We start from the raw sequence: 23,923 nt of genomic DNA, 5'->3' as shown, positions 1-23,923 counted from the left end.
ATCTTATCTTTTAACTATTTATTTGTATTTCGTGAACACGATGTTACCAATAGAAGACATACCGAAGGGGAGCAAAATTTAACTCTTATCATTACGGCACATCATTTTAATTCCACCAACTCAAAAAACTGTATGAATAAAATTTTAAACAGGTTTTCGAGAAACCTTTTAGATTGTCAATAGCTCCTACATTTACACTTTTTTCATGTTTCTTACAAAGAATGTATACCCATTCCGATTCCATTCTCCGCTGCTTCCATTACCATTTCTCCGAGGGTCGGATGGGCATGAATGGTAGAGGCTATATCTTCAAATGTAGTTCCTCTCATTTCAATCGCTAGTGCGACTTCCGCTATTAAATTTGATGCTTCTGCGCCTACAATCTGAGCCCCTAATACTGCTCCTGTTTTCTTATCCCCTACCAGCGTAACCGATCCCTCTTTTACGTCTAACACTAAGGCTCTTCCGTTTGCAGTGTAGGAGAATCTTCCTACTATTATTTCATACCCTCTGTCCTTTGCCTCTTTCTCAGAAAGACCAACTGAAGCAATCTCAGGGTCAGAAAAGACTACAGAGGGTATACAACGGTAATCGACCACACTTGGTTCACCTGCAATAGCTTCTGAAGCTACTTTGCCTTCATACGAGGCTTTATGTGCCAAAGCGAGACCTGGCACAATATCCCCTATTGCATATATATTCGATACATTCGTTTTGCATTGCTGATCAACTTCTATATATCCTTTGGAATTAACGATTACACCAACATTATCCAAAGACAGATTCACTGTATTTGGCCTTCGCCCGACTGTAACTAAAACATAGTCAGCAGCGACTTGCCTTTCTGCCCCATTTTCTTCGAAAGTGACTATGACTTCATTCTGTTTTTCTACATAACTTTTCGCTGTTGCCCGGGTAAAAACATTAACGTTCGCTTTTTTCAAATTTCGATTAACCACGCTTACCAACCTTTTATCAAAACTGGCTAGAATTGAACTCTCTCCCTCAAGAATTGTTACCTTCGATCCGAATTTTGCAAATGCCTGCCCCAGCTCAATTCCTATGTAACCTCCACCAACAACGACCATTCTTTTTGGCACTTCTGGCAGACTCAATGCTCCGGTTGATGAAAGTACCCTATCACTAAACGGAAATCTCGGCAGCTCAATTGGTCTTGATATGGTATGGTTAATATCAATTGCGAAATTTATTATTACCCTTTTCCTACTGTTCTTCGGTAGTTTGGTTGTAAAGGCATTTTCTCGATAAAGAGAGTATCATGCAGATAAATTGGCTTTTATGCTGATAATAAAAAGAGAATTGCAAAATAACCTAATAGGTTTCCTCACAATTCTCTTACTTATAGTAATATCTCTTATTTGAATGTAGTAATCACTTTAGTAGGTGGTTTCCAAAATAAATATAAGTTATTTTATATGTTAATCAGAATTTCAATATACAACTCTCGATGTTATAAATGCTCTATTAATATTGATTATTATTAAAACTTTTAAGGATTCAAATGTATTAAATGGATTTACTAAATTACCAGTAATACATCCAGCAGTAAATTGATGACAATTATCAAAAAGTAAATTGTAACCTCTTTTTTCTTTTTCTTCCCAAAATTTATTTGCTCTATAGTCAATAAGACTATCCGATAAAACTTCGCCATAAACGTCGCAAAGCGAATAAAGACTAATAACTGTTCTATAATCGCTACAGTTTACAAATTCATCGAGACTCAACTTCCTTAAATTCCCATCCCCCAGTTAACTCAATAATTCTATTATCCCCAATATAGATACCTGTATGCTCAGCGGAACCCTAACCCAAATCACACCAAACAATAGCTCCATTCTTTAATTCTGGCCTTTGGTCCACAATGTCCATAAATTGTTAATATAGCCTTTTGGTTCTTCCAAAGAACAAAAACCTCACTCCCTTTTCTAACACAGTTAAACAATGTGAAACTATTTATTTGTAAAAAAAGTGTTTTTAGTAATAATTAATTGTAATAATGTTTTCTTAGTTCTGTATTAATTTTTTCCTTATAACTCTTCTCAAAGTTGGTCATTACTTCTTTTACTATATTGAATGAAATTTCTTTTTGGTTTCTTGGTCTAGCCGCATCTCTAGTGGACATAACCGTTCTTCATTCAATTTGCCTAAGCGATCAACCAATTCAGCCTATTTCAGTACCCCTTCTTCAAATAAGCATAGTACCCTATCCCTTTTAGTTTCTACCGTAGCAATTGATTTTTTCAAAAGCTGGTATTCCTTTTGAATGGGGCCCATATTAAAAAAGTTTGTCTACATTTTAGTAGCTCCAAGCTTAAAAAACCTCAGTTACTTATGATACGGTTCACCGTATTTTATCTAAATGAGGTTTATATTTCCTCATTTTTAAAAATAGCATAGTTGAAATGTCTCTTGATATAATCAATCATATTTGACAAGTCTATACAGCTAAAGAACATTACTTGCAGCTTTAAAGAAAAGCCTATTCAAGATTTAATGTTCTGAACTGCCCCGTAAATGTTAGACACCATTCTAACGTTTACGGGGGTTTTTTTATGGCCAAATTTACAGTTGAAGAAAGAATACAAATTGTTTTACGGTATTTACATGGGATCGAATCTATCAAGGCGATTGCGCAGGAGGCAAAGGTATCCCTTAGTATTGTGAGTGGATGGATTCGACTTTATGAACAACAAGGTATAGAAGCTTTTCAAAAAAAATATACAAGCTACTCTCTACAGTTTAAAATGGATGTACTGAATTATATGAACGAAACGGGTACATCATCTTACGATGCAGCGGCTATATTCAATATTTCATCTCCTAGACTAATTCGAAATTGGAGAAGTAAATTTGAACAAGGTGGAATTGGTGCCCTAGAACAGAAGAAAAAGGGGCGTCCACCAGTGAAAAAGAAGGCAAAGAAAATCGATTCAAAAAGAACAATACCTGCAGAAGGGTCAGTCGAAGCACTACAAGAGAAAATCTCCCGATTAGAAATGGAAAATGCTTACCTAAAAAAGTTGAATGCTTTAGTTCAAATGCAGGAAAAATTACAAACAAAATCAAAGCGAAAGTAATTTTTGAACTAAAGTATCAGTATGAAGTCGTGGATTTAGTTGAAGTCGCTGACATTCCACGTAGTACGTATTATTATTGGGAAAAACGATTAAATCAAGCTGATAAATATGCCGAAGTAAAAGAAGCTATCAAAGTGATTTTCCATGAACACAAAGGTCGTTATGGTTACCGTCGTATAGCGAAAGAACTTGAGAAAAAAGGATTTCATCACGATCCGAAAACGATCAATCGTTTAATGAATGAAATCGGCCTAAAATGCCTGGTACGAATGAAAAAGTATCGTTCTTATAAAGGAAATGTAGGAAAAATCGCTCCAAACCTATTAAACCGCGATTTTTCTGCCGAGAAACTGAATCAAAAATGGGTAACCGATGTTACAGAATTCCACCTATTCGGTGAGAAACGTTACCTCTCACCAGTACTTGATTTATGTAACGGAGAAATAATCGCTTATACTGTGATGAAACGACCTGTTTATAAATTAGTTGGCGATATGTTAAATCAAGCGATAGAGCGTCTTCAACCTGGGGACCAAGTAATTCTCCATTCAGATCAAGGATGGCAGTATCAAATGAAGCAGTATCAAAAAACATTAGAACAGCACCAGATTACGCAAAGTATGTCTCGCAAGGGGAATTGTTTGGACAATGCAGTTATTGAAAATTTCTTTGGCTTATTAAAGTCTGAACTTCTTTATCTACAGGAGTTTGATAGTATTGAGCATTTTGAAAAAGAATTAGAAGACTATATTCACTATTATAATCACAAACGAATAAAGGCAAAATTAAAAGACCTAAGTCCGGTAGAATACCGAGCTCAGGTCCTCAATGTAGCCTAAAATATTTGTCTAACTTTATTGGTTCAGTTCATTCTTGAGTAGGCTTGTTTTCTTTTTGGAAAAAAACCTTATTTACTTATGATACGGTTCACCATTTCATTCTATTTAAGAGGCCGAAATCTATAATTTTAATGGCTGCCCCTCAAATGCTTTAACCTCTAATGGTGCAGTCAAAAAGTCCTTTGCATTTGCTACGAACTTGGTAAAGTGCTCGCTTGAGTTATGATTGGCAACAGCTTGCATATCCTGCCAAACTTCCACCATCGTAAATACATTTTCGCTTTCTGTATCTTTTTGAAGGCGATATGAAATATTTCCGTTTTCTTCTCTTGAGGCAGCAATTAACGGCTGAATTTCCTCTAGAAACAAATCCTGTTTCGCAGGATTTATATGGAATGTTGCATGAATAATAATCATCGAACGTCAATCCCTTCTTATTTACATTTCATTACTTCCATTGCGCGACTTGATCAATAGGCAGACGAACTGATGGATGTCCGTTATCTGCTGCTTTACCAATAGAGATTAACATAACCGGAACATAACGGTCTTTTTCCAATCCAAATGCTTCAGCAATTTTGTCTTTTTCATATCCGCCGATTGGATTTGTATCGTATCCATAAGCGCGGGCAGCAAGCATTAACTGCATGGATACAAGTCCGCCATCCACTAAAACAACATCTTTCAAATCTTCACGTGAAATCGTTTCAAAATAGCCTGAAAAGGAAGCATGAATTCCTTCTTTTACTTCTAAAGGCATAAATCCCTTCTCTACAGCTGCTCCGTAGATTTCTTCAAATTTCTCAAAATTATTCATATCACCAAAAACAGCAATAACGGCTGATGATGTTTCAACTTGAGTTTGGTTAAAACGTGCCAGTGGGGCAAGTGTTGCTTTTGCCTCAGGGCTCTCAATCACAAGAAAGCGCCATGGCTGCATATTAACAGAAGAAGGAGCACGTGTTGCTAATGTAAGAATTTCTGTCATTTCTTCATGGCAGATTTTTACGGACTTATCATAATTTTTAATGGAACGGCGTTCTGTCACAATTTTATTAAAATCATTCGTTATTTGTGCTGTAGTCATAGAAGTCATTGTTATATTCTCCTCATTTCGTTTTGATTATTGTTTATAATATTTGAGGTCTTTAAATACTTTTTATTCATTTTAGACAAAAATATTATAAAATGTCTAAAATGTTAACTACGTATAAACTTACTCCACTTTCTTTTAGTTGTAAACTGAAAAGAATTGGAATATCAGAATTTGAATGAACACCATTGGATTATGATATAATTTCCTGATAAAGGGAGTGGTAGTTTGAGAAAAATTGCACCTGATGAAAGACAGATGATAAGAAAAGCCTATGTAAAAAAGTTAATCCATGTCGTTCGGACTCAAGGATTCCTTTCCCTTACCATTCAAGATATCGCAAAAACGATGAATTTAAGCCGGGCTTCCTTGTATAACTACTTTTCTTCGAAGGAAGACATTATTATGGAGCTGACTAATCTCTGTATTGATTATATAAATGAAGCTGGTCAAACCATTTCCAATGAAGAGTTATCTTATCCACTTCGTTTCCAAAAAGTGTTTGAACAAGCTGTTTTTTCAGCTGCTTATGCTTCAGATATTTATTTGACTGATTTAAAAAGAAGCTGTAGGAATCTTTATGAAAAAAAGATGCAATCAAGAAAAGAACAACTATCTGCCATTCATACCTTTTATCGAAATGGCATGAATGCAGAAGTTTTTAATCAATTAAATCCATCCATCTTAATTATTCAGGATGAAACTGTACTAGGGAAATTGGTGAATACATCCTTTTTAGTGGAAGAGGAATTGTCATTGAAACAGGCTCTATTCGATTATTATGTGGCGAAGAAAACCCAGATCTTAAAGCCCGAGTACTTGCAAAACACGGAGCATGAAGATATTAATGCAATGATGGAAGGCATCCTCAAAAAGCTGGCAGCCATCTAATGACTATAAAAAAGACTCTTACTCGCTGGTGGGGTCAGCCACCTAAGAAACAGCCTAAATCTTTTTATTAAGCTTTAGGCTGTTTCTAGTGTAATTTAACTGTAAAAAAACATGTCGGTAATGCTTTTAATGATGAATTGGCATCAGTAGACTATTTAAATTATAAATTGCTATTCTCTTTTTTGATAGAACCATTCCAACGTTTTTCTTCAGCTTCGGGCAGATGTATGTTGAACTGATCCAGTGTTCGAAATACAATATGGTTAATTATGTCATCTAGCGATTCAGGGTGGTTATAAAATGCTGGCATTGGAGGGAGTATAACGGTTCCCATACGAGATAAAGCCAACATATTCTCAAGATGAATATCGTTGAGCGGTGTTTCCCGTGTCACCAATACCAACTTTTTGCGTTCTTTTAAATTCACTCGCGCCGCGAAGCGTTTACATATTGCTCAACCTCCTCTAAGTATGCATTGAAGTCTTTAGAGGAAGAACTGGGTGTCATATTAATTAAACGAGATTAAGGGGGATTTGGATTAACACCTGCTGGACTGACTTTTTATAAAAGAGCCAAAGAGGTTTTAAATTCTATTAATGAAATGGTAACAGAGGTAAAGGAGGAACAAGAAGGTATTAGAGGAAAACTATCTATTGGGACTGTTATGTCTTGTGTACCTTACCTTCCTCCGGTTTTAAAAGTTTCCAAGAAAAGTATCCTGACGTTTCTTTTCAACTTTTTGAGGAAGATTCCCAAAGAGTAGAGGATCTTCTGAAAAGTAAAGAAATTGAACTGGGTATCATAAGATTACCTTTGCAGTCCCAAAATGCTAATAACATTTCAATCTATCCGTTGCAATCTGACCCACTTGTAGCCATCTAACCAGCTAATTGGAATATCTTTAAGGGAAAAACCATATCAATTGAAGAATTAGAGAAATATCCTCTTTTGGTACTGCATGGGCAAGGGGATTATAGTGTTTTTCATAAGTTTGTTGAGACATGTAACATCCATGAATTTAATCCAAAGATTATTTGTGAAAGCCCAGATGTAACAACACTGATGAAATTAGCGGATTCAGGGATAGGAATTGCCATTGTTCCTAAAATAGCTGTGCAATTAGAACTGCAAGAATCATTATCATATGCGGAAATTATGCCTAAAATTAAATCCGATACTGCACTTATATGGATAGAAAATCATTTCATGTCCAAAACTGCACAAAACTTTAAGGAGACTTTCATCAATTTATTTTAAGTGACCCGTTTTTATTTTTAGAAGTAAGCACCTCTCCATCAAATTAGAGGTGTTGTTACTTTTTTCTCAAAAACCTCATTTACTTATGGTACGGTTCACTGTAACAAATCTAAATGAGGTTTTTTCATTCTTAATTTAAAAAGATATAACTGGAAATAAGGTATTAAGAGTTTATCGATTTAAATCCAATTTTTATACTTTATTTTTTGATACCACCTTGATTACGCCTGTTTTCATAATTCGATAATTCAGTGATGGTATGAGTAATAATTAGTTCCACTTATTAGGTCTTACACGACATCCAGCCTTTCACGACAGGTATACACATTTAATGTCTCATTTCTGACAAAGCCAATTGTCGTAATACCCAACTGTTCCGCAAGCTGTAGCGCAAGTTCAGTTGGGGCTGATTTTGACAGAACTATCTCACAGCCAATTTTCGCTACTTTTAATATGATTTCGGATGAAATCCGTCCACTAAACACGAGTAATTTGTTATGAAGTGAAATATTATTTTTTAAACAGTGTCCGTAAATTTTATCCAATGCATTGTGACGTCCGATATCCATTCTGTTTAAAATCATTTTATCCACCTTACATAATGAAGCATTATGTACACCCCCTGTACTTTTGAAAATTATGGATGAATGTTGCATCTCATTCATTAGCTTAAAACAGGCATCAGAGGATATTTTCAGGCTGAAGGAATCCATTTTCTTGGCATTTATGGAGTCATTAACAAAAACAAATCCCTGTCTGCTCATTCCACAGCACGAGGTTACATAGCGTTTATTATGAAATTTTTTATAATAAGGATTGATTTTATTTGTTTTCACATGGACAAATCCGTTGTTTTCTTCCGTCCAAATATCTTCAATTTCATCATATCTCCGTATGATTCCTTCGGAAGCCAAAAATCCTACAACTAAATCTTCGATATACTCAGGTGTACATACAAGTGTGACAAATTCTTCCCCATTAATTTTAATTGTTACTGGATACTCAGTTACGACACTGTCTTCTATATGTTCGGTAATTCCCTTTCCAAGCCGAAGAATCTGCCGTTTAACCTCTATTGGTTTCAATGTTATCTCACCTGCAGTAGAACAGATTGGATGATCTTAGGATACCTATTTTACTCGTACATTTTTATTCCATAAACTGTTTCAAGTTCATATCAATATTATCAAAACACGTTAAATGAATGAAACACAACCTGATTTTCTTACAAAATGCTCAGTTTTCAAAAGTGTGCCATTTGCGGTCTTCTATACAGCTTTCACAAATATGGAGGATGACCGATTCAATTGTTTCCTGACCATTATTCTCCATTTCTTCTTTTGAACCACATACTTCGCAAATTTTCATTGCGGACACCTCCTATTAATGAGCAATTTCAAATCCCGTTTCAATAATTGCTTGTTCAAAATCTTGTGGAGACGCCATCCGTTCATCATAAGTAAAAACCGCTTGGTTTATTGAGAGTTTTACTTCAGCCCTGCTTAGACCCCATACATGTTCCAAGGCTTGTAAAACTTTATCTGCATCCTGCTGATTCACCATATTTTTTACTGTAACAACACTTGTTTCCAAGCTGATCATCCTTCCTTTATGGATTTTCCCGCCTGTTACGCAAAAAAGATTCGCCCATTCCATCCATAAAATCAACCATGGTTGTCATGGCTGCGCGTATTTCTGGACTCCACAGTCTTTTTCTTAATTTCCAAAGGCTTTGCTTTTCACCTTTTTGACCGGTATTAGAAAGACGTTTTAGCCCATTCTTAAGTCCATCTAGGATCGTTGTGAGCTGTTCGGGCTGTAAGGAGCCTAAAAACGAAAAAGTGCTCATGCCGTTTTTAATAACATTGTGCATGGTTGGCTGGTTAACCTGTTGAATAGCGATAGCACCAATCTCTGTTCTCTGCTCGATCATAGAATGTACGGCTTCCAATATCTTCGTCTCGTGAAGCCCCTTTATGATGCTAATAGCTTCCAAAATGGCTTCCTTATTAGCAGCCAGCTCCTGAAGGATTTCAGAAACTGCCTGTGATTGTTCCATTTCTTGGTTGGGAATTTCTTTCCTAATTTGCGTGATGGCCTTTGCCATATTCGTCCCCCCTTAATTGAATGAGTTCTGGGATTGGAGTGTAATCCGAACGTTTCCATTTATCTTCCACCTTGACACTTAACTGTGGAACCCTATTTCCATACCGATGATTATGTCTTGGCAGTGGAGATTCTCCCTCGGTTTCAATGACTTCCATTTTTACACCTGCTTCCTTGTATGCCGGAGTATGGGTGATGATATCGTGGTAACTGCTTGTTAAGCGGTTTACTGCCTCAATTTCTTCTCTCGTATTCATCGTTAAATAAAGTTCTTTTCCTTTTACCCGGTCCGTGACAATGACTCTTACTTCAACATGTCCATATGGAGAAGTGAGCCCAACCAAAGAACCGTCCTCCAGGTTCCTTTCATGTGCAAGTTCAGGTGATACTTCTAGCCATGGATGAGGAACCTTGTGAATTAATCCTTCAGATTGGTACGTCATGTTTCCTTCATGGAAATGCTCTAATAAACGGCCATTATTCAAATGCAAATCATATTCTTCGCCCGCAACAAATGGCGGTATCCAATCAACTGGCACCAATCTAGCTTTGCCTTCAGGTAATGCAAATCGTTCTTTGTATAAAAGCGGTGTATCTTTACCATTTTTCGATACAGGCCATACCTGACTATTCCATCCTTCCAGACGTTCATAGCTTACTCCGGCAAATAATGGAGCAAGACCTGCAGCCTCATCCATAATTTCGCTTGGATGTTTATAATTCCAATTGGCACCAAGCCGATTGGCCACTTCCTGAATAATCTCCCAATCCGGCTTAGATTCTCCGAGCGGCTCAAACACTTTATGGAAGCGCTGAATCCTTCGTTCGGTATTGGTAAACGTGCCGTCCTTTTCAAGGCTTGGTGCAGCAGGGAGAACTACATCAGCAAACTGTGCGGTTTTACTAAAGAAAACATCCTGAACGACAAAAAACTCCAACTTTTCAAATCCAGCTTCCACATGGTTTGAATTTGCATCGACAAGGGCCATATCTTCACCAAACAAATATAGTGCTTTCAATTTTCCTTTGTCCATTCCTTCAACCATATGGTGGTTGTCCATACCAGGCTCTTCCGGAAGTTTCACGCCCCATGCTTTTTCATAGCGCTCTCGTACTTGAGGGTCCTGAACTGGATCATAGCCAGGCATCCAAGCTGGCATTGTTCCAAAATCACATGCACCTTGAACATTGTTATGGCCTCTGAGTGGATAGGCGCCGGTACCTGGTCGGCCCACATTACCCGTTATTAAAAGGAGATTACAAATAGCCGTACTAGTTTCTGTTGCCCCCATATGTTGAGTGATGCCCATTGCCCATAAAGCACAAACCGATTTGGCGGAATGAATCATCGTCGCAAGCCTTATCAATTCTTCCTCTGTAAGACCTGTTTTTTCTACGGCGTAACCTAAAGTGAATTTTTCGAGAGATGCTACGTATTTTTCAAAATCATTTACACGATTCTTCAAAAAATCTTTGTCTTCCCACCCTTGGTCAAGAATGTATTTCGTAACCGCTGACAGCCATATTAAATCCGTGCTCGGTTTTGGATGAATGAAAAAATCAGCCCGCTGTGCCATTTCGTTTTCTCTAATGTCTGCTACAATTAACTTTTGTCCATGTAGTTTATGGGCTCGTTTGATTCGCGTTGCTAATACAGGATGGGATTCTGCAGGATTTGCCCCAATAATGATAATTAATTCTGATGCCATGATGTCCTCAATCGTTCCAGTATCCCCTCCTAAACCGACCGTTCGCATCAAACCGGCTGTAGCGGGCGATTGACAATATCTCGAGCAATTATCAACATTGTTTGTGCCCATTACTGCTCTGGCTAATTTTTGGAACACATAGTTTTCCTCATTGGAGCATTTTGATGAAGCAATATATCCAATGGAGTCTGGTCCATATTTTCTTTTGATATGTCCAAGCTTTTCCCCGATGAGATCAAGTGCTTCTTCCCAGGTGGATTCAACAAACTCATTCCCGTTTCGAATTAATGGCTTTGTCAATCGCTCTTTGCTATTGACGAAATCCCAACCCCACTTCCCTTTTACACAGGTGGACACTCCATTAACCGGTGCTTCTATATCTGTTTGAATTTTCAAAATTTCACGACCTTTTGTCCATACCTCGAAGCTACAGCCGACACCACAATATGTACAAACGGTTTTCGTGCGTTTAATCCTTTCTTTTCTCATGGATGCTTCTACCTCGGATATGGCAAAAATCTCTTTATAACCTGGCTCAACCTCTTTCGTTAAATCAATCATCGGCCCTAAAATTTTAGGAGGAATGCCTGTTAAAAAGCCTGCGTTCCCCAACATCGATTTTTCCATGAGAGCATTACATGGACATACACTGACACAATGTCCGCACGAAACACAGGATGATTGATCAATTGGGACATCATTATCCCAAATAACACGCGGTGCCTCTCTACTCCAATCAATGGTTAGGGTTTCATTTACTTGCAAGTCCTGACATGCTTCCACACATCTACCACACAATATGCATTGATCTGGCTCATATCGGTAAAATGGATGTGAATTATCAGGCGGGTACGGTTTTGCTTCGAACGGGTATTGTTGATGTTCGACTCCCATGAGTTCCACTGTGTTATGGATAGTGCAGTTCCCGTTATTGTTATCACAAACCGTACAATAAAGTTCATGGTTCTTTAAAATTCGGTTCATGGCCTCATTTTGTGCATTTTTGACTGGTTGTGAAAGGCTATCGATTTTCATTCCTTCCACCACTCTTGTAGCACAAGAACGAACCATTTCACCGCCCACATTTACATAGCAAGTGTCACATGTTTGAATAGTTCCTAAGTTCGAGTGATAGCAAATACCAGGAATAAAGACATCTTTTTCCCTGGCGACATCTAAAATGGTTTGACCCAGTTTCGCCTCGTACCCTTTTCCATTAATCTCCACTAAAAAGGTTGACTCTTCCACGATGTTTCCTCCTATATTCCGGTTATTTAGCTACAGTTCCTGACTTTTACTTCCTGATTCATTCTATATGCAGTCTTTATATGTTTTGGGTTTGAAAATATCTTATTTCCCTTACTTCAAATTGGGTTCATGTAATAATGTTTACTATAATGGGAATTTTATTAATGACTTAAATATTTTTGGAATTTAATTGGGGCGGAAAAGAAAGAGAGTGATTTTTTTGGAAAAAGAAAACCTTTATCAATATGTCCATACCATGATTACTTCATCAACAAACCTACCAAAGTACATGTCTATTTCTTCAGTAAAAGTGGCGGATTTATTAGGAATTCCTGTATCAGAAGTTGAAAACGGTTTACACAAACTTGTCATGGATGGGCGTTTGCAGACTTCAAAACTAGACAAACCCCCATACAGTGAAATTTATTTGTTACCATAAAAATCAACAATTTAGGAACCATTTTAATAATAGAAAAAAAGCCGATTCTTACTCTTAATGAAGGAAGAACGGCTTTTTTAATGCAGGATTTTATAATTACAAGGAATAAAAAACCTCATTTACTTATGGTACGGTTCCCCGTAACGAATCTAAATGAAGTTTTTTATTGTATTAAAAAGAGAAGTGGTTTTTTCCCTCTTCTCATCGATTTATCTGTCAGTTATCCTCCAAGTCATTAATTTATACAGGGAATACAACTTTGCAATTTTCCCCTTTGCAATTTGAATTATGCTTTCTTTTGTTTTAAGATGTTCATGGTTAGGGAACATATGATAAATACAAAAGGATTCATAACCTTCCTTATCATACCTTCTCGTAATTTAGTATCCTTAAAGCCTTTTTTAGAAAGTGCATAAATAGATAATCCAAATACCACTCCCGCTTTAAACAAATCAATCGGTGACATACGCTCACCTCCTTTACTGTTAAATCACGCACGAAAAAGAGACGATAACTCTTTAAGAGCAAACCTCTCCGACCCTTTATCATAATAAGTTGTCCTATATATTCACCCGCCAGTGACTTCATACAAAGCTTATAGGCTTAATAAGTTCACCATCTTTCAATAGGCCAAGGGCCCCTGTTTATCCTGTAATAAGTAAACAACATTCGATGCATCGCCATCATAGAAGAATACCCAACACGTTAGTTCTTTCTTAAATTCAACCGGAATACTTGCCTAGCTCCCCGTTCCTTATGTCGTCCGCTGATATGGCTTTAACATCTACTTTCCAGTCTTTATATGCCAAATGTGGATGCTGTTACTCCATATAATGTCTAAATACTTTAATCACGCTCATGTTATTGCTCGCTCCCCTTATAGGTTGATAAAAATGGAAAAAGGAGAAGATAAATCATCGTCACTGGATGATTTATCTTCTCCCTGCTTTGTATAGTGCCTAACCACTTCATTATTCATTTGAATTTGTATCGATTCAATTTTACGGTCATTAGCTATCGTAATTTTATTGATTAGCAAATGCAAAAGCTGTTTTCTCTGTTCGTCTGTAATGGAATTCTTATAACAATCCTCAAAATGATTCATTACCCGTTTGACCATTTTAAATGATATTTCTTGCTTGCTGCCTTGCACCAATTTTTGCTCAATCGGTACAATTTGGTCCTCCAATAGCCTTGTTTCTTCATCTAACTTTTCCAATTGGTCCTTTAAATCGGTCTTGTTTAATATTCCATCTTCGTACAGACCTATTGCCTTATCTTTCTTAGATTGAATAGCTTCCAATGAGTTTTTCAAGATCCGATATTCCCTATGGAGCGGTTCTGAAATCGTACGATTTCTTTCATTAATTTTACCAACTATATCTGCTGGTTAACCAAATTTTAAAATAGCAGTAAGGTTATCACAGCATTTTGTCCCGCTCCAGGTAAAAATTAACTAGGATGATTCATTGGTGCTTGAATCCACACGGTTCTCATTTTCTTGCCTTACTCTGTCTGAACAAGGTACAAGCTCTGACTTCTTGTTGGCCACAAGCTCCAACTGTAACACCAGCAAATTCCATAGGACAGCACCAACTCTATCTGTTAATTGGGTTAATTTTTGGTGTATTTTTCTTACATTTGGATAGCCAAAAGCCTTCGAAATTAATTCCGTAGGCTTTCGATTATATGAAAATTCAGCGAAGAGACTGTAGAATTAGCTTAATGCTTTTACTAAAGCTTCTCCAAATTCTTTAGCGCCATCTGGACCATCACCAGTGATAATATCATCATGAGCAACAACATGTTTTTCAACATATGTTACTTTATTCGCTTTTAATTGGTCTTTTTGTACATCTACTGGATAGCAAGTTGCTTCTCTTCCAGTAAGTAAACCCGTTTTAGCTACAGTAACCGCACCTGCACAAATTCCTGTTACAAGAACTTTATTAGTATAAGCTTGTTTCAAGTAGTCTTGTAATTCTTGATTTTCCCATAGATGATCGTTCGTACCAGATCCACCAATAACAGATACAACATCATAGTCAGAAGCAAAAACGTCTGAGAAAATTACCTCAGCAGTTGCTTTACCTTCATAATCCCCTATGATTTCACCTGTTTTTGTACTTGCAATTGTCACATCAATTCCGTTGCTTTCCAATTCCGCTTTTGGTTGAAATAATTCGTCTTCATTGAAACGTTCTGGTGGTATAATTAAAAGTGCTTTTTTACTCATTTGTAGTTCCTCCTCATTAATGAAAAAGATTTGCCGGTAAGACGACCATTTCATTCTACTGCTTGTTTTCTTCACTGTGAAGAATGCACTTTTTTGTAAGAAGGTTACCGACAGGTTACAATTGATACAAATAAGGAGGTAAGAATTTATGCCAGATACATTTAGAGATGAAGTTAAAGAAAAGATCATAAATGGTGATTATAATTGTGAAAAAGAACTTACCTTATCAATTATAAGTGGTAAATGGAAAATTGTTATTTTATGGCATTTAGGGGTAGAAGGACCACATCGATTCAGTGATCTCCAAAGGCTTTTTCCAAAAATATCTCATAAAATATTAACGAATCAATTAAGAGAACTGATGGAAGATGGAATAGTTCATCGCGAGGTTTATCCAGAAGTTCCACCGAAAGTGGAATATTCCATGACTGAATTGGGGATGACTTTACTTCCTATCGTTGAAATGATGTATGAATGGGGAAAAAATCGGATAGCAGAAATCATAAAAGAAATGGATATTTCGGAATTAAACAATTAAGCGTAAGCTTACATTTACAATGTTGCTTTACAAAACCTATTAGAAAAGAAGCACCTTCACTTAACTGTAAGGAGGGTGTTTTTTTCTACCCATCATTAAAAATTAAAATGTTCGAAGGGTCCAACACGACTAAACCAAGGCATTTTTACTCCATTATGTAAGATCATTAAATGTTCAATGATTTTCATATATTTTACAATATAATCTATAAAAAGAAGCATCGGAGACATTTAAAACACTTATCTACGAAAGATGAACTATTTCAAAGAAAAGTCCGCTTTAATACCTGTAATATCCTTTTTCACTTAGCACACGGATCAATGGCAGTATCATCTTCACATGATTTCCCCCTCGTATAATAACGAAACTAGGTCCTGCCAATATTGACGAAAAATCGGCTAAACACATCGGGCTGTACCTCAGGGTACAAAACCCCGTGGCACAGCCCCTCTTCTCATGCCATCATTTAAGGCTTCAGGACGAATTTAATGCATTCGTCCGCATGGTTGTAAAAGGTGTTGTACGCGTTATGCGCCTGATCGAGCGGCACTTTATGCGTGATGATCTCCGTCGGATCGAACTCGCCTGCCATAATTTTTTGATACAGCATCGGCATGTAATGAATCACGGGCGCCTGTCCCATGGTCAGCTTCACGTTTCGTTCCCAAATGTTTCCGAACATGAACTGGTTGTATTTAGAACCGTATACCCCCGTAATCTGAATCGTGCCGAATTTCCGCACCGCATTCATCGCGATGTTGATCGGGCTGAGCGTTCCGCCAACCAGCTTGGCCTTCTGCTCTTCCTCCTCCAATGGCGTCTTCTTGCCGTCCATTCCGACGCAATCGATGACGACATCCGCACCCCCGCCCGTTATTTCTTTTATATGCAGCCCCAGGTCTTTGAAATCTTCAAAGTTGAAGATTTCGACGTTATTCATTTTTTTGGCATGGTTCAGCCGGTACGGGAGATTGTCGATCGCGATGACCCGTTTGGCCCCTTTCATCCAGGCGAATTTTTGCGCCATCAAGCCGACGGGGCCGCAGCCGAGCACCACCACCGTATCCCCCTGCTTCACGCCGCCGTTGTCCACGCTCCAATAGGCCGTCGGCAGCACGTCGGACAGGAACAGGAGCTTCTCATCCTCCAATTCGCATGACTCCGGAATAACGAAAGGCATGAAATTGCCGTACGGCACGTAAAGCAATTCGGCTTGTCCGCCCGAATAATTCCCGTAACGTTCGGTAAACCCAAAGTAAGCTCCCGTATCCACTTGGGGATTGGGGTTGGAGTTGTCGCATTGGCTCTCCATTTCATGCTGGCAGTAATGACAGCTGCCGCACGAGATATTGAACGGGAGCACGACCCGGTCCCCTTTTTTGACCTTTGTCACCTCAGGGCCCACTTCTTCGACGATACCCATCGGTTCATGTCCGACCACGTATCCGGTTTGGGCTTGAATCGCCCCCTGGTATATATGGAGATCGGAACCGCATATGGCGGTCGAGGTGATCCTGACGATAATCCCGTCTTTTTTCTGAATCGTCGGATCCGCGACCTGCGTCACTTGCATATTCTTCATGCCATTGAAAGTTACAGCCTTCATAATCACCCTCCTGTTATGGCATGCCTTGAATTTGCATGCATGCTTCTATTATGGAATTGGAGAGTGAGGCTTATACATTCGATGTACGGTATTTTCGACAGCCGCGGAGCGCCTAAGAACAAGAAAGGAGACGGAAGACGAAGCGTTAATGAATACCGCATGGAGTCACTTTCGCCGGTTTGAAGCCGCTCACCGAAATAGCATATGGCAGGGCGATGCCATATGTTCCTAATTGGTTAATACTTGACAAACCAAGCAGACCTTATTTTGGTGAAGAAGATAAAAAAGAAAAAAAAGAATGGAAAGATGTAATCCATACAGATAGGGCTAAGATTAAAATAGCAATGAAACTATTGGACGATTTTATTACTTATATAAATAAAGACCTGCATAAAGATTTTCAGATTATTGTTTTAGAGCATATCCCAAAGTCAATTTGGCAAGAGTCAAAACTGAAAAACCTCCATCTTGTTGATAAAGAATTTAAGGATGGCAATGCTCTTATTAGATTCGATGATACGGGTAATCCATATTAAAAAAGTTTTAACATTTTATTTTAAAAAGGCAGAAATAAAATTCATCTGCCTTTTTAACGATTAATTAGATATTCAAGGTTCATTTTTTTATAAGGTTTGCAGTTACTTATGATACGGTTCCCCTCAGTTAATCTTAAACAGAATGGGTAGAGGTATTGTGAAATTGTTCACCAGACCTTTTGTTTTGAGGTCATACCCAACTGTTCAAACCGTCTATCTTTGAAATTACTTAATTGTTATAATCCTCGAGCTGCAGATATTAGACCGCCATTAATTCTTGCTAAGTTTCTCCAAGTCTTTTCCATATGGTCAGCTATTTCCTGCTTTTCCCCATTTATATTAAGATTGATGGAGTGTCAAACTTGGAAGAAACCATTATCCTTTAAATTTTTATGAACTGTTGTTGCATTATAATGATTAAACGATTTCTTAAGGAAATGTGATTTATTGATTAACTCGTTATATTTTTTTATGTATTTTAATATTTGATTTTTTATATACCCTGTCTCTAAAAATCACATGTCATTAAAGATTTTATTTTATTAATATGACTATATTGCGGTTCACTTACATCATTATTCCATTCCTCTAGTCTACTTAAACCCTGAAGAAAACTATTTAAATCGGCACCAAAAGAATTACAAATAGCTTCTTCAATCTGATTTCTCATAGGGTCTAATTACAAATACCGATTCAGGATTAATATCCTCTCAGACACTATTTGTAATTACTCTTTTTCACTTCATCACCTCACAGGTAATATAACATTTTTTAATAGCCTACTATCCGAATTTTATCACCCCTTCCCAAGTACCGACTATATTACGAGAAAAAATTCAAACAATAAAAAAGGAACCGTAATAAGGCCCACCATTTTGTGTTTGAAATGCTTGATTAGCGTTATATATTTTATGTTTTATATAAGAATAATCAAAATTCCAAGACCTTATATTTTCATGTTTGCATAAATCATTTATTTTTGTTTAGAAGGAAATTCTTGCAATAGCTTCAACAATTCCCCAAATTCCTTGCATAGAAAATAGAAAGAAAGGCAAAAAGCTCCCATGTAATTGGGAGCATGAGTCAGCTCCATAGTAATTGGATTGTTCTTTTTCTGGTCAGAATATACCTTTCCATGTCCAGCTCGGTTTCTGGCAATGAGGAGTTTCTTTATCATGGTTGAAACCCTTGCATAGCTTTTTTTATTCAAGTCTCCGTATCGAACCTTATCAAAGGCTTTTAAGTACCTTGTATTCCATTTCACTCCTTGAATTTTATCGTTAATAACCTTCTTATAATGGTCATTCTCAAATATTCTGTCTCGGAAGTTACAATCCATAATGGCTTCAACTCCCCTATAAGCGGAAGTAAGCGAGGAGCAAAGCTTTTCATAGTTAATTTTATTCAAATAGCTATACTCATCAATTTCGTAATAATGCAAGTCTGGACGAAAATGAAACGATATTTAAGAACCCTCTAAAAGAGTATAGTAAGTTTCTTGAGCTTGATAAAAACAAGCTAGTGCTGTTCTGAGTCGGCTATCTCGATAGATTAACTTTAGCAATTTCTCCAACTTTTTAAACCGTAAAGTACCCAGTATAACTCCATTTTCAAGGTATTCATACTCGAAAGAATTTCTATTATGATAAATGTCATAAATTTTATAGTCTTTTCCATTTCCTCTAACCATTCTAAATAATGCCTTATCCTGGCTATAAACATGGTCGCATAATGCAAACATCAATTTTACTGACTCGAATACTTTTAAAGCTGTTTTAAGGTTTTTTCTTCTATTAGTAAAGAACCATATTTACCAGCTAATAAATAATTTATTAACTTGAAATACTTGTCCTCAACTAATACTTCTACATGGCTGTCTCTATCATGATAAGGGTGAGCCATTTCCTCGGTCATTTCCTGTATTCTTAATCCAGTCATAATAAACAATTCATTTGCCATTTTAACTCTCCAGATAATTTCCGTATTTTTTCTATATAAAACTAGCATAAGAGAACGTTAAGAAAAGAGCAATTTCGTTCATAAATTTGTCGAAACTTCTAATGAGGAGTACGCAAAATCAGTTTTAAAAGGTAAAGCAACTGGCGGGCTTCATAAAATGCTAAAGTCTGGGCTATCTCGCAAGATTAAAAAAATAAAAAGGAAAGACTTTACTGACATCTAATTATTCAAGTCCCCTCTTGGCAAAGAGTAACTTCTTTGCTTTTTTTAAGACCTAAAAAAGACCACTTCTCGTGGTCTAAATTTTTGTACCTGTTCAATTAAAGCTAGTTGAAGAAGACTTATTTTTCAAATCTCACTAATGTTTTTTCAGGAATACTAATTTTGTCTATATCAAAGTTAATTAGTTTTAGAGTTAACTCAACATCTCGTTCTTCGTCTTCTTCCCCGACCCAACAACTATACAGTTCAAAATAATCTCCTTTTTCGAGATACTCATCCATAATTTCACATAGTCTGATGAGTTTTTTCTTTGAGTCATTACGAACATATTTGGTTGTATATTCCGAAATGTTAATCCCCCAATCAGTTGATACCTCATAAACATAAGGAGTAGTAAATTGATTTTCCCTAACAGCTATTCGGTGGTCCTCTTCTGAAAAACTATGACCTATAATGATTATATCGTTTGAATTTTCATCGCTAAATGGTATTTCTACGTTGCAACCAATATAACTTGCCAAACTCACTTCTATTCACTCCCTAGAATTAGTTATAAAGCGTCTTTACCTATAAACCAGAAACTTCAATAACGGGTACAATTATTTTAATTTAAGCTTACGTTTTTCTTCCCAAGCTTGCGTTAAGTTTTTGTGATAATCTTTTGGCTTTTCGATTAAAATCCAATCAATTGAATGTGCAGTTTTTGGCATCCATTTCTTATGACGAATTCTTATTTTTTCGTGATTTGTATAGTGAGGATAAATTACAGTAGACTTTGAAAAACTGGCAGTACTGCTTTTAAAAAACTCAATGTCTTCAATTTCATCCCAATAAACCTTATTGGCTTTTAGGTCGACTACAATTCCCTCATCATCCCAATAAAATCCTTTGCCTTCATTTCTTTTTTTCCAAAAGTAAATTGAATACCCTATCGTAAAAGTTGAAAAAGTGAACAACTAAATTGATACAATTGGGGCATCCCTAAAAGCAAAAATGCACAATATACACAATATATTCCAGCAACCATAAGAACTAGTATCAATGGTAGAGAGATTCTGTACATTTTCACTTGTTCCAAAAAATAACAACACCTTTTTAAATTTGATTTATCATTATTTTAACAGTTGTTCCTCTTCAACTCCCTCAGTTTAATACGATTTTCTCCCGAATACTCGCTTATTCGCAGGATTTCATAACCCTTTATATAGATTTAACGGTTAAATGAAATGAGTTCAGATCAATTTGGCTTCGTGAAGGCATAGTTAAATAGAGGAGTAAAGCAAAACTCCATAATTTACCATATAATGTACATGCTCCACACCGCCCCTGGAGGCTTTCCCTCCCATGTCTCAACGGATCAAGTGCCCTATCATTCCTTCGTCATGCCTATTCCAAGGGGTGGAGGCCAGTTATGCTAAACTAATGGGTCAGTGCCCTTATGTTGAAGAAATCTGGTACCCCGTACATATTTGAAATCCTACGAATAAGCCAACATTCGGTAAATTCAAGTTTATTTATTTATGTTCCTAAAAGGGGACAAATATTAGGCAGCCAAGGGTGATAATGATTTGAGTTTATCAGGACAATAGGATTCATTACGTCTAGATATACCTACAAAAATCCTAGCCAATTTGCCAACTAACTTCATAATTGACTTCATTTTCTTCATCTTCTTCACTTTAACATTATGTGTGTGTAATGCTTTAAACTCTGGATTGTTCGCTACTAGACTCATTGTTGCTAAGAAGAGGAAACCCCGTAGTCTCGACCCTCCACGCTTTGAAATTACAATTTGACCTTTCCACTTACCTGAACTTGCTTAGGCTAAGTGTAATCCCGCAAGGCGAAGTAAAGAATTACCATGAGCAAAGTTACTTAAATCTCCAGCCTCACCTAATATGCCAGCTAGAGAAATTTCACTTATTCCTTTAATGGTAAGTAACATCTGAGCATATGGGATTTTATTTAATACCTCGGTAACTTGTTGTTCAACTCTTTCGAGTTGCATTACAGCTAAATCATATTCCTCTAATAACTGCTCTAAATGAAATTAATAAGCATCAAGTGCTTGTCTAGTACCAACAGATTTCTTAGCTAATTGGAGGAGTAATAGGGCCTTTTTTAATCCAGGCTGCCTTTTCATGATTGATTTCCAACCTGTGATGACATCATGAGGCTGCATAGTTTCTAATTCCATTGGGGTTGGGAATAATCGAAGGGTTGCGATTGCCCCTTTAGCTTTAATATCTTTGAATACCTGTCGTAGTTCTGGGAAAACAATATCTACCCAGCGATTTAATTGATTAATAGAACTAACGAGGCGATTAACAACTACATCACGATTAGACATAAGAACCCTAAGTTTTTCAAATGATTCTGATGTGTACCTAACTTCAGAATAGTAACCGTTCTTTACCATATCAGCGATAACTAAAGCATCCTTTTTATCGCTTTTTGACTGGGTATTATCACGGTTTTCTTTATTCTTTTTTACTAAATGAGGGTTTACTGTTACAACCTCAATATCTTGTTTAGAAAGCCATTTTGAAAGATTAATCCAGTAGTGTCCTGTAGGTTCCATCCCAACAATAGCTTCGTCCAAGTTGTTGGATCCTTGGAGATTTTTAATCCATTTTAATAAACTAGCAAATCCTTCTTCATTATTTTTGAATGTAAGTGGATCTCCGACAACAATTCCACGGAAATTAACAGCTCGTGCTACATGTAATTGTTGAGCAATGTCCACACCAACAACGAGATGTTTAACGGAAATTCTTTCTATTAGTTGATTTTGTTTGTTTTGCATTTTAAACTTCATAGTAGGGTTCCTCCTTAAGGTTTTGAGTTAGAGTGGTGTCTACTCATATCTTACTGAGGAGCCCTATTTTTTTCAAAGTCGAAAAATAACGATCTACAGGAATGCTAAACAGCCCAGTTAGTTAAACAAGAAAATTACTTAAAGACGTTCTTGAGTGGACTAAAAACGTTGTGTTGACGCTTAATGTCAAAGTTAGTCATTTGAATATATTTTCGAGTCATACTCATATCAGAGTGACCAAGTATTTTCTGTAAGCTGAAAGGGTCTCCTCCATTCATGATATAGAGTAATGCTCCAGTATGACGCATTACATGAGGACGGACAGCTTTCTTAATTCCTGCCAACTCAGCTACCTCATGGAGTCTTGTTCTCCAAGTATTTGAAATCATTTCTCTACCGTCATAAGTTAAGAAAAGAAGGTCTTCTCCAAAGTCCTCCGACTCATTCATGTACTCCTTGAGTAGTTTCATGGTCTTACTGGAGAGCGGTACTTCGCGAGCTTTCCTTGTTTTCGTATTCATTGCCTCCAGCTTAATGACTCCAGCCTTAAAGTCAACATTGCTGCGTTTCATTGCGAGGAGCTCAGATATACGAACCATTGAGTCAAGAAGAACCATGACCATAACTTTATCTCTGAAACCTACATAAGTGGACTCATCAAAAGCATTTAACAGAGTCTTTATTTCCGCAACAGTTAAAGCCTCAATAGTGTCCTCCGCTGTTTTCATTGGTTTAAACTTCTCGTGAATTGGTTCGTCAATAAGGTTCTCCAAGTAACACCAACGGAGAAATGCTCTCATTGTTCTAATCCTAATGTTAATGGTCATTGGCTTTAAACCTTTTTCACTTCTCATGAAGTCAACCCAGCCGAGAAAAACCTTCTCTCGATAAGTCTTGACCTAAATAGTTACACAACCATTGAAAATGAAAATGGTATTCTTCAATAGTTCTAGGAGCTAAACCTTCAGAGTTCTTATACCACATGAATTTCTCAAACATTTCTTTCATTGTTAAGTTCTCCGTAACCTTCCTCGTAGCTGTAACTCGACCATGTTTCCTAACACCTTTACGCATACAAAAAACCTCCAAATATAGTAATTTGAAGGCTCTGAACACACCCAGTTTTAGCTTCTCGGTTTCACACAGTTTCGTTTAAAACGACTAAAAGACTGTGGAGGTTGGAAGTTGTGTGATTGATTGAAAATATCAGTTTTGGCGGGACTGCGTGGGAATCGAACCCACCAGACCTGGCACGCAGGTCTCAAGCAGTTTTGAAGACTGTGGAGGACACCAGTACCCCATTCAGCCCCATCGTATGGAGTAGT

At 37.0% G+C, this 23,923-nt stretch carries 21 protein-coding genes, 1 tRNA gene and 6 pseudogenes; 7 read left to right on the top strand and 21 right to left on the bottom strand.

Going from position 1 to position 23,923, the window contains the following annotated elements; all coding sequences use genetic code 11:
• Nucleotides 1-212: 212 nt before the first annotated feature.
• Nucleotides 213-1,184 (bottom strand): annotated as a pseudogene (locus AC3ANL_RS09405) (FAD-dependent oxidoreductase); the annotation flags it as partial.
• Between the two features lie 1,392 nt (nucleotides 1,185-2,576).
• Between AC3ANL_RS09405 and AC3ANL_RS09400 the strand changes: the two are divergent.
• Together AC3ANL_RS09400 and AC3ANL_RS09395 are read left to right on the top strand one after the other, a co-directional pair.
• Nucleotides 2,577-2,969: pseudogene (locus tag AC3ANL_RS09400) on the top strand (helix-turn-helix domain-containing protein); the annotation flags it as partial.
• A pseudogene (locus AC3ANL_RS09395) lies at nucleotides 2,945-3,940 on the top strand (IS3 family transposase); the annotation flags it as partial. The pseudogenes AC3ANL_RS09400 and AC3ANL_RS09395, both read left to right, overlap by 25 nt.
• A 120-nt stretch (nucleotides 3,941-4,060) precedes the next feature.
• Here AC3ANL_RS09395 and AC3ANL_RS09390 read toward each other — a convergent pair.
• Both AC3ANL_RS09390 and AC3ANL_RS09385 read right to left on the bottom strand, forming a co-directional pair.
• On the bottom strand, nucleotides 4,061-4,357 hold the full coding sequence (locus AC3ANL_RS09390) for a putative quinol monooxygenase (RefSeq protein ID WP_136356277.1): 297 nt from the start codon (nucleotides 4,355-4,357) through the stop codon (nucleotides 4,061-4,063).
• 31 nt (nucleotides 4,358-4,388) lie between these two features.
• On the bottom strand, nucleotides 4,389-5,027 hold the full coding sequence (locus AC3ANL_RS09385) for a nitroreductase family protein (RefSeq protein WP_488329692.1): 639 nt from the start codon (nucleotides 5,025-5,027) through the stop codon (nucleotides 4,389-4,391).
• Nucleotides 5,028-5,261: 234 nt separating this feature from the next.
• On the opposite strand from AC3ANL_RS09385, the gene AC3ANL_RS09380 reads away from it, so the two are divergent.
• Nucleotides 5,262-5,924 (top strand): TetR/AcrR family transcriptional regulator, encoded by a 663-nt coding sequence (locus AC3ANL_RS09380; RefSeq protein ID WP_488328947.1) that lies wholly within the window; start codon nucleotides 5,262-5,264, stop codon nucleotides 5,922-5,924.
• Nucleotides 5,925-6,084: 160 nt separating this feature from the next.
• On the opposite strand, the pseudogene AC3ANL_RS09375 reads toward AC3ANL_RS09380, so the two are convergent.
• Nucleotides 6,085-6,360 (bottom strand): annotated as a pseudogene (locus tag AC3ANL_RS09375) (UbiX family flavin prenyltransferase); the annotation flags it as partial.
• Nucleotides 6,361-6,593: 233 nt separating this feature from the next.
• Here AC3ANL_RS09375 and AC3ANL_RS09370 point away from each other — a divergent pair.
• A pseudogene (locus AC3ANL_RS09370) lies at nucleotides 6,594-7,181 on the top strand (LysR family transcriptional regulator substrate-binding protein).
• Nucleotides 7,182-7,471: 290 nt separating this feature from the next.
• Here AC3ANL_RS09370 and fdhD read toward each other — a convergent pair.
• From fdhD to fdhF, 5 genes are all read right to left on the bottom strand, one after another.
• Nucleotides 7,472-8,266, bottom strand: coding sequence for a formate dehydrogenase accessory sulfurtransferase FdhD (gene fdhD / locus AC3ANL_RS09365; RefSeq protein WP_488328946.1), 795 nt, complete (start codon nucleotides 8,264-8,266; stop codon nucleotides 7,472-7,474).
• Nucleotides 8,267-8,417: 151 nt separating this feature from the next.
• A complete protein-coding gene (locus AC3ANL_RS09360; protein WP_488328945.1) occupies nucleotides 8,418-8,549 on the bottom strand; it encodes a hypothetical protein in 132 nt (43 codons plus the stop codon).
• A 15-nt stretch (nucleotides 8,550-8,564) separates the two neighbouring features.
• On the bottom strand, nucleotides 8,565-8,774 hold the full coding sequence (locus AC3ANL_RS09355; protein WP_488328944.1) for a heavy-metal-associated domain-containing protein: 210 nt from the start codon (nucleotides 8,772-8,774) through the stop codon (nucleotides 8,565-8,567).
• Nucleotides 8,775-8,790: 16 nt separating this feature from the next.
• Nucleotides 8,791-9,288 carry a helical membrane plugin domain-containing protein gene (locus AC3ANL_RS09350; protein ID WP_488328943.1) on the bottom strand — a complete coding sequence of 166 codons (498 nt, stop codon included), beginning with the start codon at nucleotides 9,286-9,288 and terminating at the stop codon, nucleotides 8,791-8,793.
• Nucleotides 9,263-12,244, bottom strand: a complete 2,982-nt coding sequence (gene fdhF, locus AC3ANL_RS09345) for a formate dehydrogenase subunit alpha (RefSeq protein ID WP_488328942.1) — start codon at nucleotides 12,242-12,244, stop codon at nucleotides 9,263-9,265. The genes AC3ANL_RS09350 and fdhF overlap by 26 nt, the downstream gene beginning before the upstream one ends.
• 220 nt (nucleotides 12,245-12,464) lie before the next feature.
• Here fdhF and AC3ANL_RS09340 point away from each other — a divergent pair, with 220 nt between their 5' ends.
• Nucleotides 12,465-12,683, top strand: coding sequence for a PCI domain-containing protein (locus tag AC3ANL_RS09340; RefSeq protein WP_488328941.1), 219 nt, complete (start codon nucleotides 12,465-12,467; stop codon nucleotides 12,681-12,683).
• Nucleotides 12,684-12,969: 286 nt separating this feature from the next.
• Here AC3ANL_RS09340 and AC3ANL_RS09335 read toward each other — a convergent pair whose 3' ends face one another.
• From AC3ANL_RS09335 to AC3ANL_RS09325, 3 genes are all read right to left on the bottom strand, one after another.
• The gene (locus AC3ANL_RS09335) at nucleotides 12,970-13,149 is read right to left on the bottom strand and encodes a hypothetical protein (protein ID WP_488328940.1); all 180 of its coding nucleotides are present in this window, start codon (nucleotides 13,147-13,149) and stop codon (nucleotides 12,970-12,972) included.
• Nucleotides 13,150-13,560: 411 nt separating this feature from the next.
• Nucleotides 13,561-13,998, bottom strand: coding sequence for a hypothetical protein (locus AC3ANL_RS09330; protein WP_488328939.1), 438 nt, complete (start codon nucleotides 13,996-13,998; stop codon nucleotides 13,561-13,563).
• A 402-nt stretch (nucleotides 13,999-14,400) separates the two neighbouring features.
• On the bottom strand, nucleotides 14,401-14,919 hold the full coding sequence (locus AC3ANL_RS09325) for a DJ-1/PfpI family protein (RefSeq protein ID WP_488328938.1): 519 nt from the start codon (nucleotides 14,917-14,919) through the stop codon (nucleotides 14,401-14,403).
• Nucleotides 14,920-15,067: 148 nt separating this feature from the next.
• Here AC3ANL_RS09325 and AC3ANL_RS09320 point away from each other — a divergent pair, with 148 nt between their 5' ends.
• On the top strand, nucleotides 15,068-15,457 hold the full coding sequence (locus AC3ANL_RS09320) for a winged helix-turn-helix transcriptional regulator (protein ID WP_031537027.1): 390 nt from the start codon (nucleotides 15,068-15,070) through the stop codon (nucleotides 15,455-15,457).
• A gap of 466 nt (nucleotides 15,458-15,923) precedes the next feature.
• On the opposite strand, the gene AC3ANL_RS09315 is transcribed toward AC3ANL_RS09320, so the two are convergent.
• Complete coding sequence (locus tag AC3ANL_RS09315) at nucleotides 15,924-17,063, bottom strand: zinc-dependent alcohol dehydrogenase (protein ID WP_488328937.1); 1,140 nt, start codon at nucleotides 17,061-17,063, stop codon at nucleotides 15,924-15,926.
• A gap of 215 nt (nucleotides 17,064-17,278) precedes the next feature.
• On the opposite strand from AC3ANL_RS09315, the gene AC3ANL_RS09310 reads away from it, so the two are divergent.
• Nucleotides 17,279-17,599, top strand: coding sequence for a DUF3732 domain-containing protein (locus tag AC3ANL_RS09310; RefSeq protein WP_488328936.1), 321 nt, complete (start codon nucleotides 17,279-17,281; stop codon nucleotides 17,597-17,599).
• Between the two features lie 973 nt (nucleotides 17,600-18,572).
• Here the strand turns inward: AC3ANL_RS09310 and AC3ANL_RS09305 are convergent.
• The 8 genes and pseudogenes from AC3ANL_RS09305 to AC3ANL_RS09270 form a co-directional block, all read right to left on the bottom strand.
• The gene (locus AC3ANL_RS09305; RefSeq protein ID WP_488328935.1) at nucleotides 18,573-19,007 is read right to left on the bottom strand and encodes a hypothetical protein; all 435 of its coding nucleotides are present in this window, start codon (nucleotides 19,005-19,007) and stop codon (nucleotides 18,573-18,575) included.
• A gap of 356 nt (nucleotides 19,008-19,363) precedes the next feature.
• Complete coding sequence (locus AC3ANL_RS09300) at nucleotides 19,364-19,558, bottom strand: hypothetical protein (RefSeq protein ID WP_488328934.1); 195 nt, start codon at nucleotides 19,556-19,558, stop codon at nucleotides 19,364-19,366.
• Nucleotides 19,559-19,899: 341 nt separating this feature from the next.
• Nucleotides 19,900-20,307 carry a hypothetical protein gene (locus AC3ANL_RS09295; RefSeq protein ID WP_488328933.1) on the bottom strand — a complete coding sequence of 136 codons (408 nt, stop codon included), beginning with the start codon at nucleotides 20,305-20,307 and terminating at the stop codon, nucleotides 19,900-19,902.
• Between the two features lie 72 nt (nucleotides 20,308-20,379).
• Entirely contained in the window at nucleotides 20,380-20,736 is a 357-nt protein-coding gene (locus AC3ANL_RS09290) for a hypothetical protein (RefSeq protein WP_488328932.1), read from the bottom strand.
• 587 nt (nucleotides 20,737-21,323) lie between these two features.
• Nucleotides 21,324-22,598 (bottom strand): annotated as a pseudogene (locus AC3ANL_RS09285) (IS110 family RNA-guided transposase).
• A 134-nt stretch (nucleotides 22,599-22,732) separates the two neighbouring features.
• Nucleotides 22,733-23,326 carry a tyrosine-type recombinase/integrase gene (locus AC3ANL_RS09280; RefSeq protein ID WP_488328931.1) on the bottom strand — a complete coding sequence of 198 codons (594 nt, stop codon included), beginning with the start codon at nucleotides 23,324-23,326 and terminating at the stop codon, nucleotides 22,733-22,735.
• Nucleotides 23,327-23,456: 130 nt separating this feature from the next.
• Nucleotides 23,457-23,672, bottom strand: coding sequence for a hypothetical protein (locus AC3ANL_RS09275; protein ID WP_488328930.1), 216 nt, complete (start codon nucleotides 23,670-23,672; stop codon nucleotides 23,457-23,459).
• Nucleotides 23,673-23,811: 139 nt separating this feature from the next.
• Nucleotides 23,812-23,908: transfer RNA gene (locus AC3ANL_RS09270), tRNA-Sec, on the bottom strand.
• Nucleotides 23,909-23,923 lie beyond the last annotated feature (15 nt).

This window comes from Neobacillus sp. DHD-1R (genome assembly GCF_057747995.1).
The sequence above is the reverse complement of the archived record's forward strand: the minus strand, read 5'-3'. Positions and strand labels throughout refer to the sequence as shown.

What these genes read in the sequence shown, in the direction of transcription:
- AC3ANL_RS09390 (WP_136356277.1), bottom strand. Translation starts at nt 4,357, where the DNA reads ATGATTATTATTCATGCAACATTCCATATAAATCCTGCGAAACAGGAT.
- AC3ANL_RS09385 (WP_488329692.1), bottom strand. Translation starts at nt 5,027, where the DNA reads ATGACTACAGCACAAATAACGAATGATTTTAATAAAATTGTGACAGAA.
- AC3ANL_RS09360 (WP_488328945.1), bottom strand. Translation starts at nt 8,549, where the DNA reads ATGAAAATTTGCGAAGTATGTGGTTCAAAAGAAGAAATGGAGAATAAT.
- AC3ANL_RS09350 (WP_488328943.1), bottom strand. Translation starts at nt 9,288, where the DNA reads ATGGCAAAGGCCATCACGCAAATTAGGAAAGAAATTCCCAACCAAGAA.
- AC3ANL_RS09335 (WP_488328940.1), bottom strand. Translation starts at nt 13,149, where the DNA reads ATGTCACCGATTGATTTGTTTAAAGCGGGAGTGGTATTTGGATTATCT.
- AC3ANL_RS09325 (WP_488328938.1), bottom strand. Translation starts at nt 14,919, where the DNA reads ATGAGTAAAAAAGCACTTTTAATTATACCACCAGAACGTTTCAATGAA.
- AC3ANL_RS09320 (WP_031537027.1), top strand. Translation starts at nt 15,068, where the DNA reads ATGCCAGATACATTTAGAGATGAAGTTAAAGAAAAGATCATAAATGGT.
- AC3ANL_RS09315 (WP_488328937.1), bottom strand. Translation starts at nt 17,063, where the DNA reads ATGAAGGCTGTAACTTTCAATGGCATGAAGAATATGCAAGTGACGCAG.
- AC3ANL_RS09310 (WP_488328936.1), top strand. Translation starts at nt 17,279, where the DNA reads ATGCCATATGTTCCTAATTGGTTAATACTTGACAAACCAAGCAGACCT.
- AC3ANL_RS09300 (WP_488328934.1), bottom strand. Translation starts at nt 19,558, where the DNA reads ATGGCAAATGAATTGTTTATTATGACTGGATTAAGAATACAGGAAATG.
- AC3ANL_RS09280 (WP_488328931.1), bottom strand. Translation starts at nt 23,326, where the DNA reads ATGAAAACAGCGGAGGACACTATTGAGGCTTTAACTGTTGCGGAAATA.
- AC3ANL_RS09275 (WP_488328930.1), bottom strand. Translation starts at nt 23,672, where the DNA reads ATGCGTAAAGGTGTTAGGAAACATGGTCGAGTTACAGCTACGAGGAAG.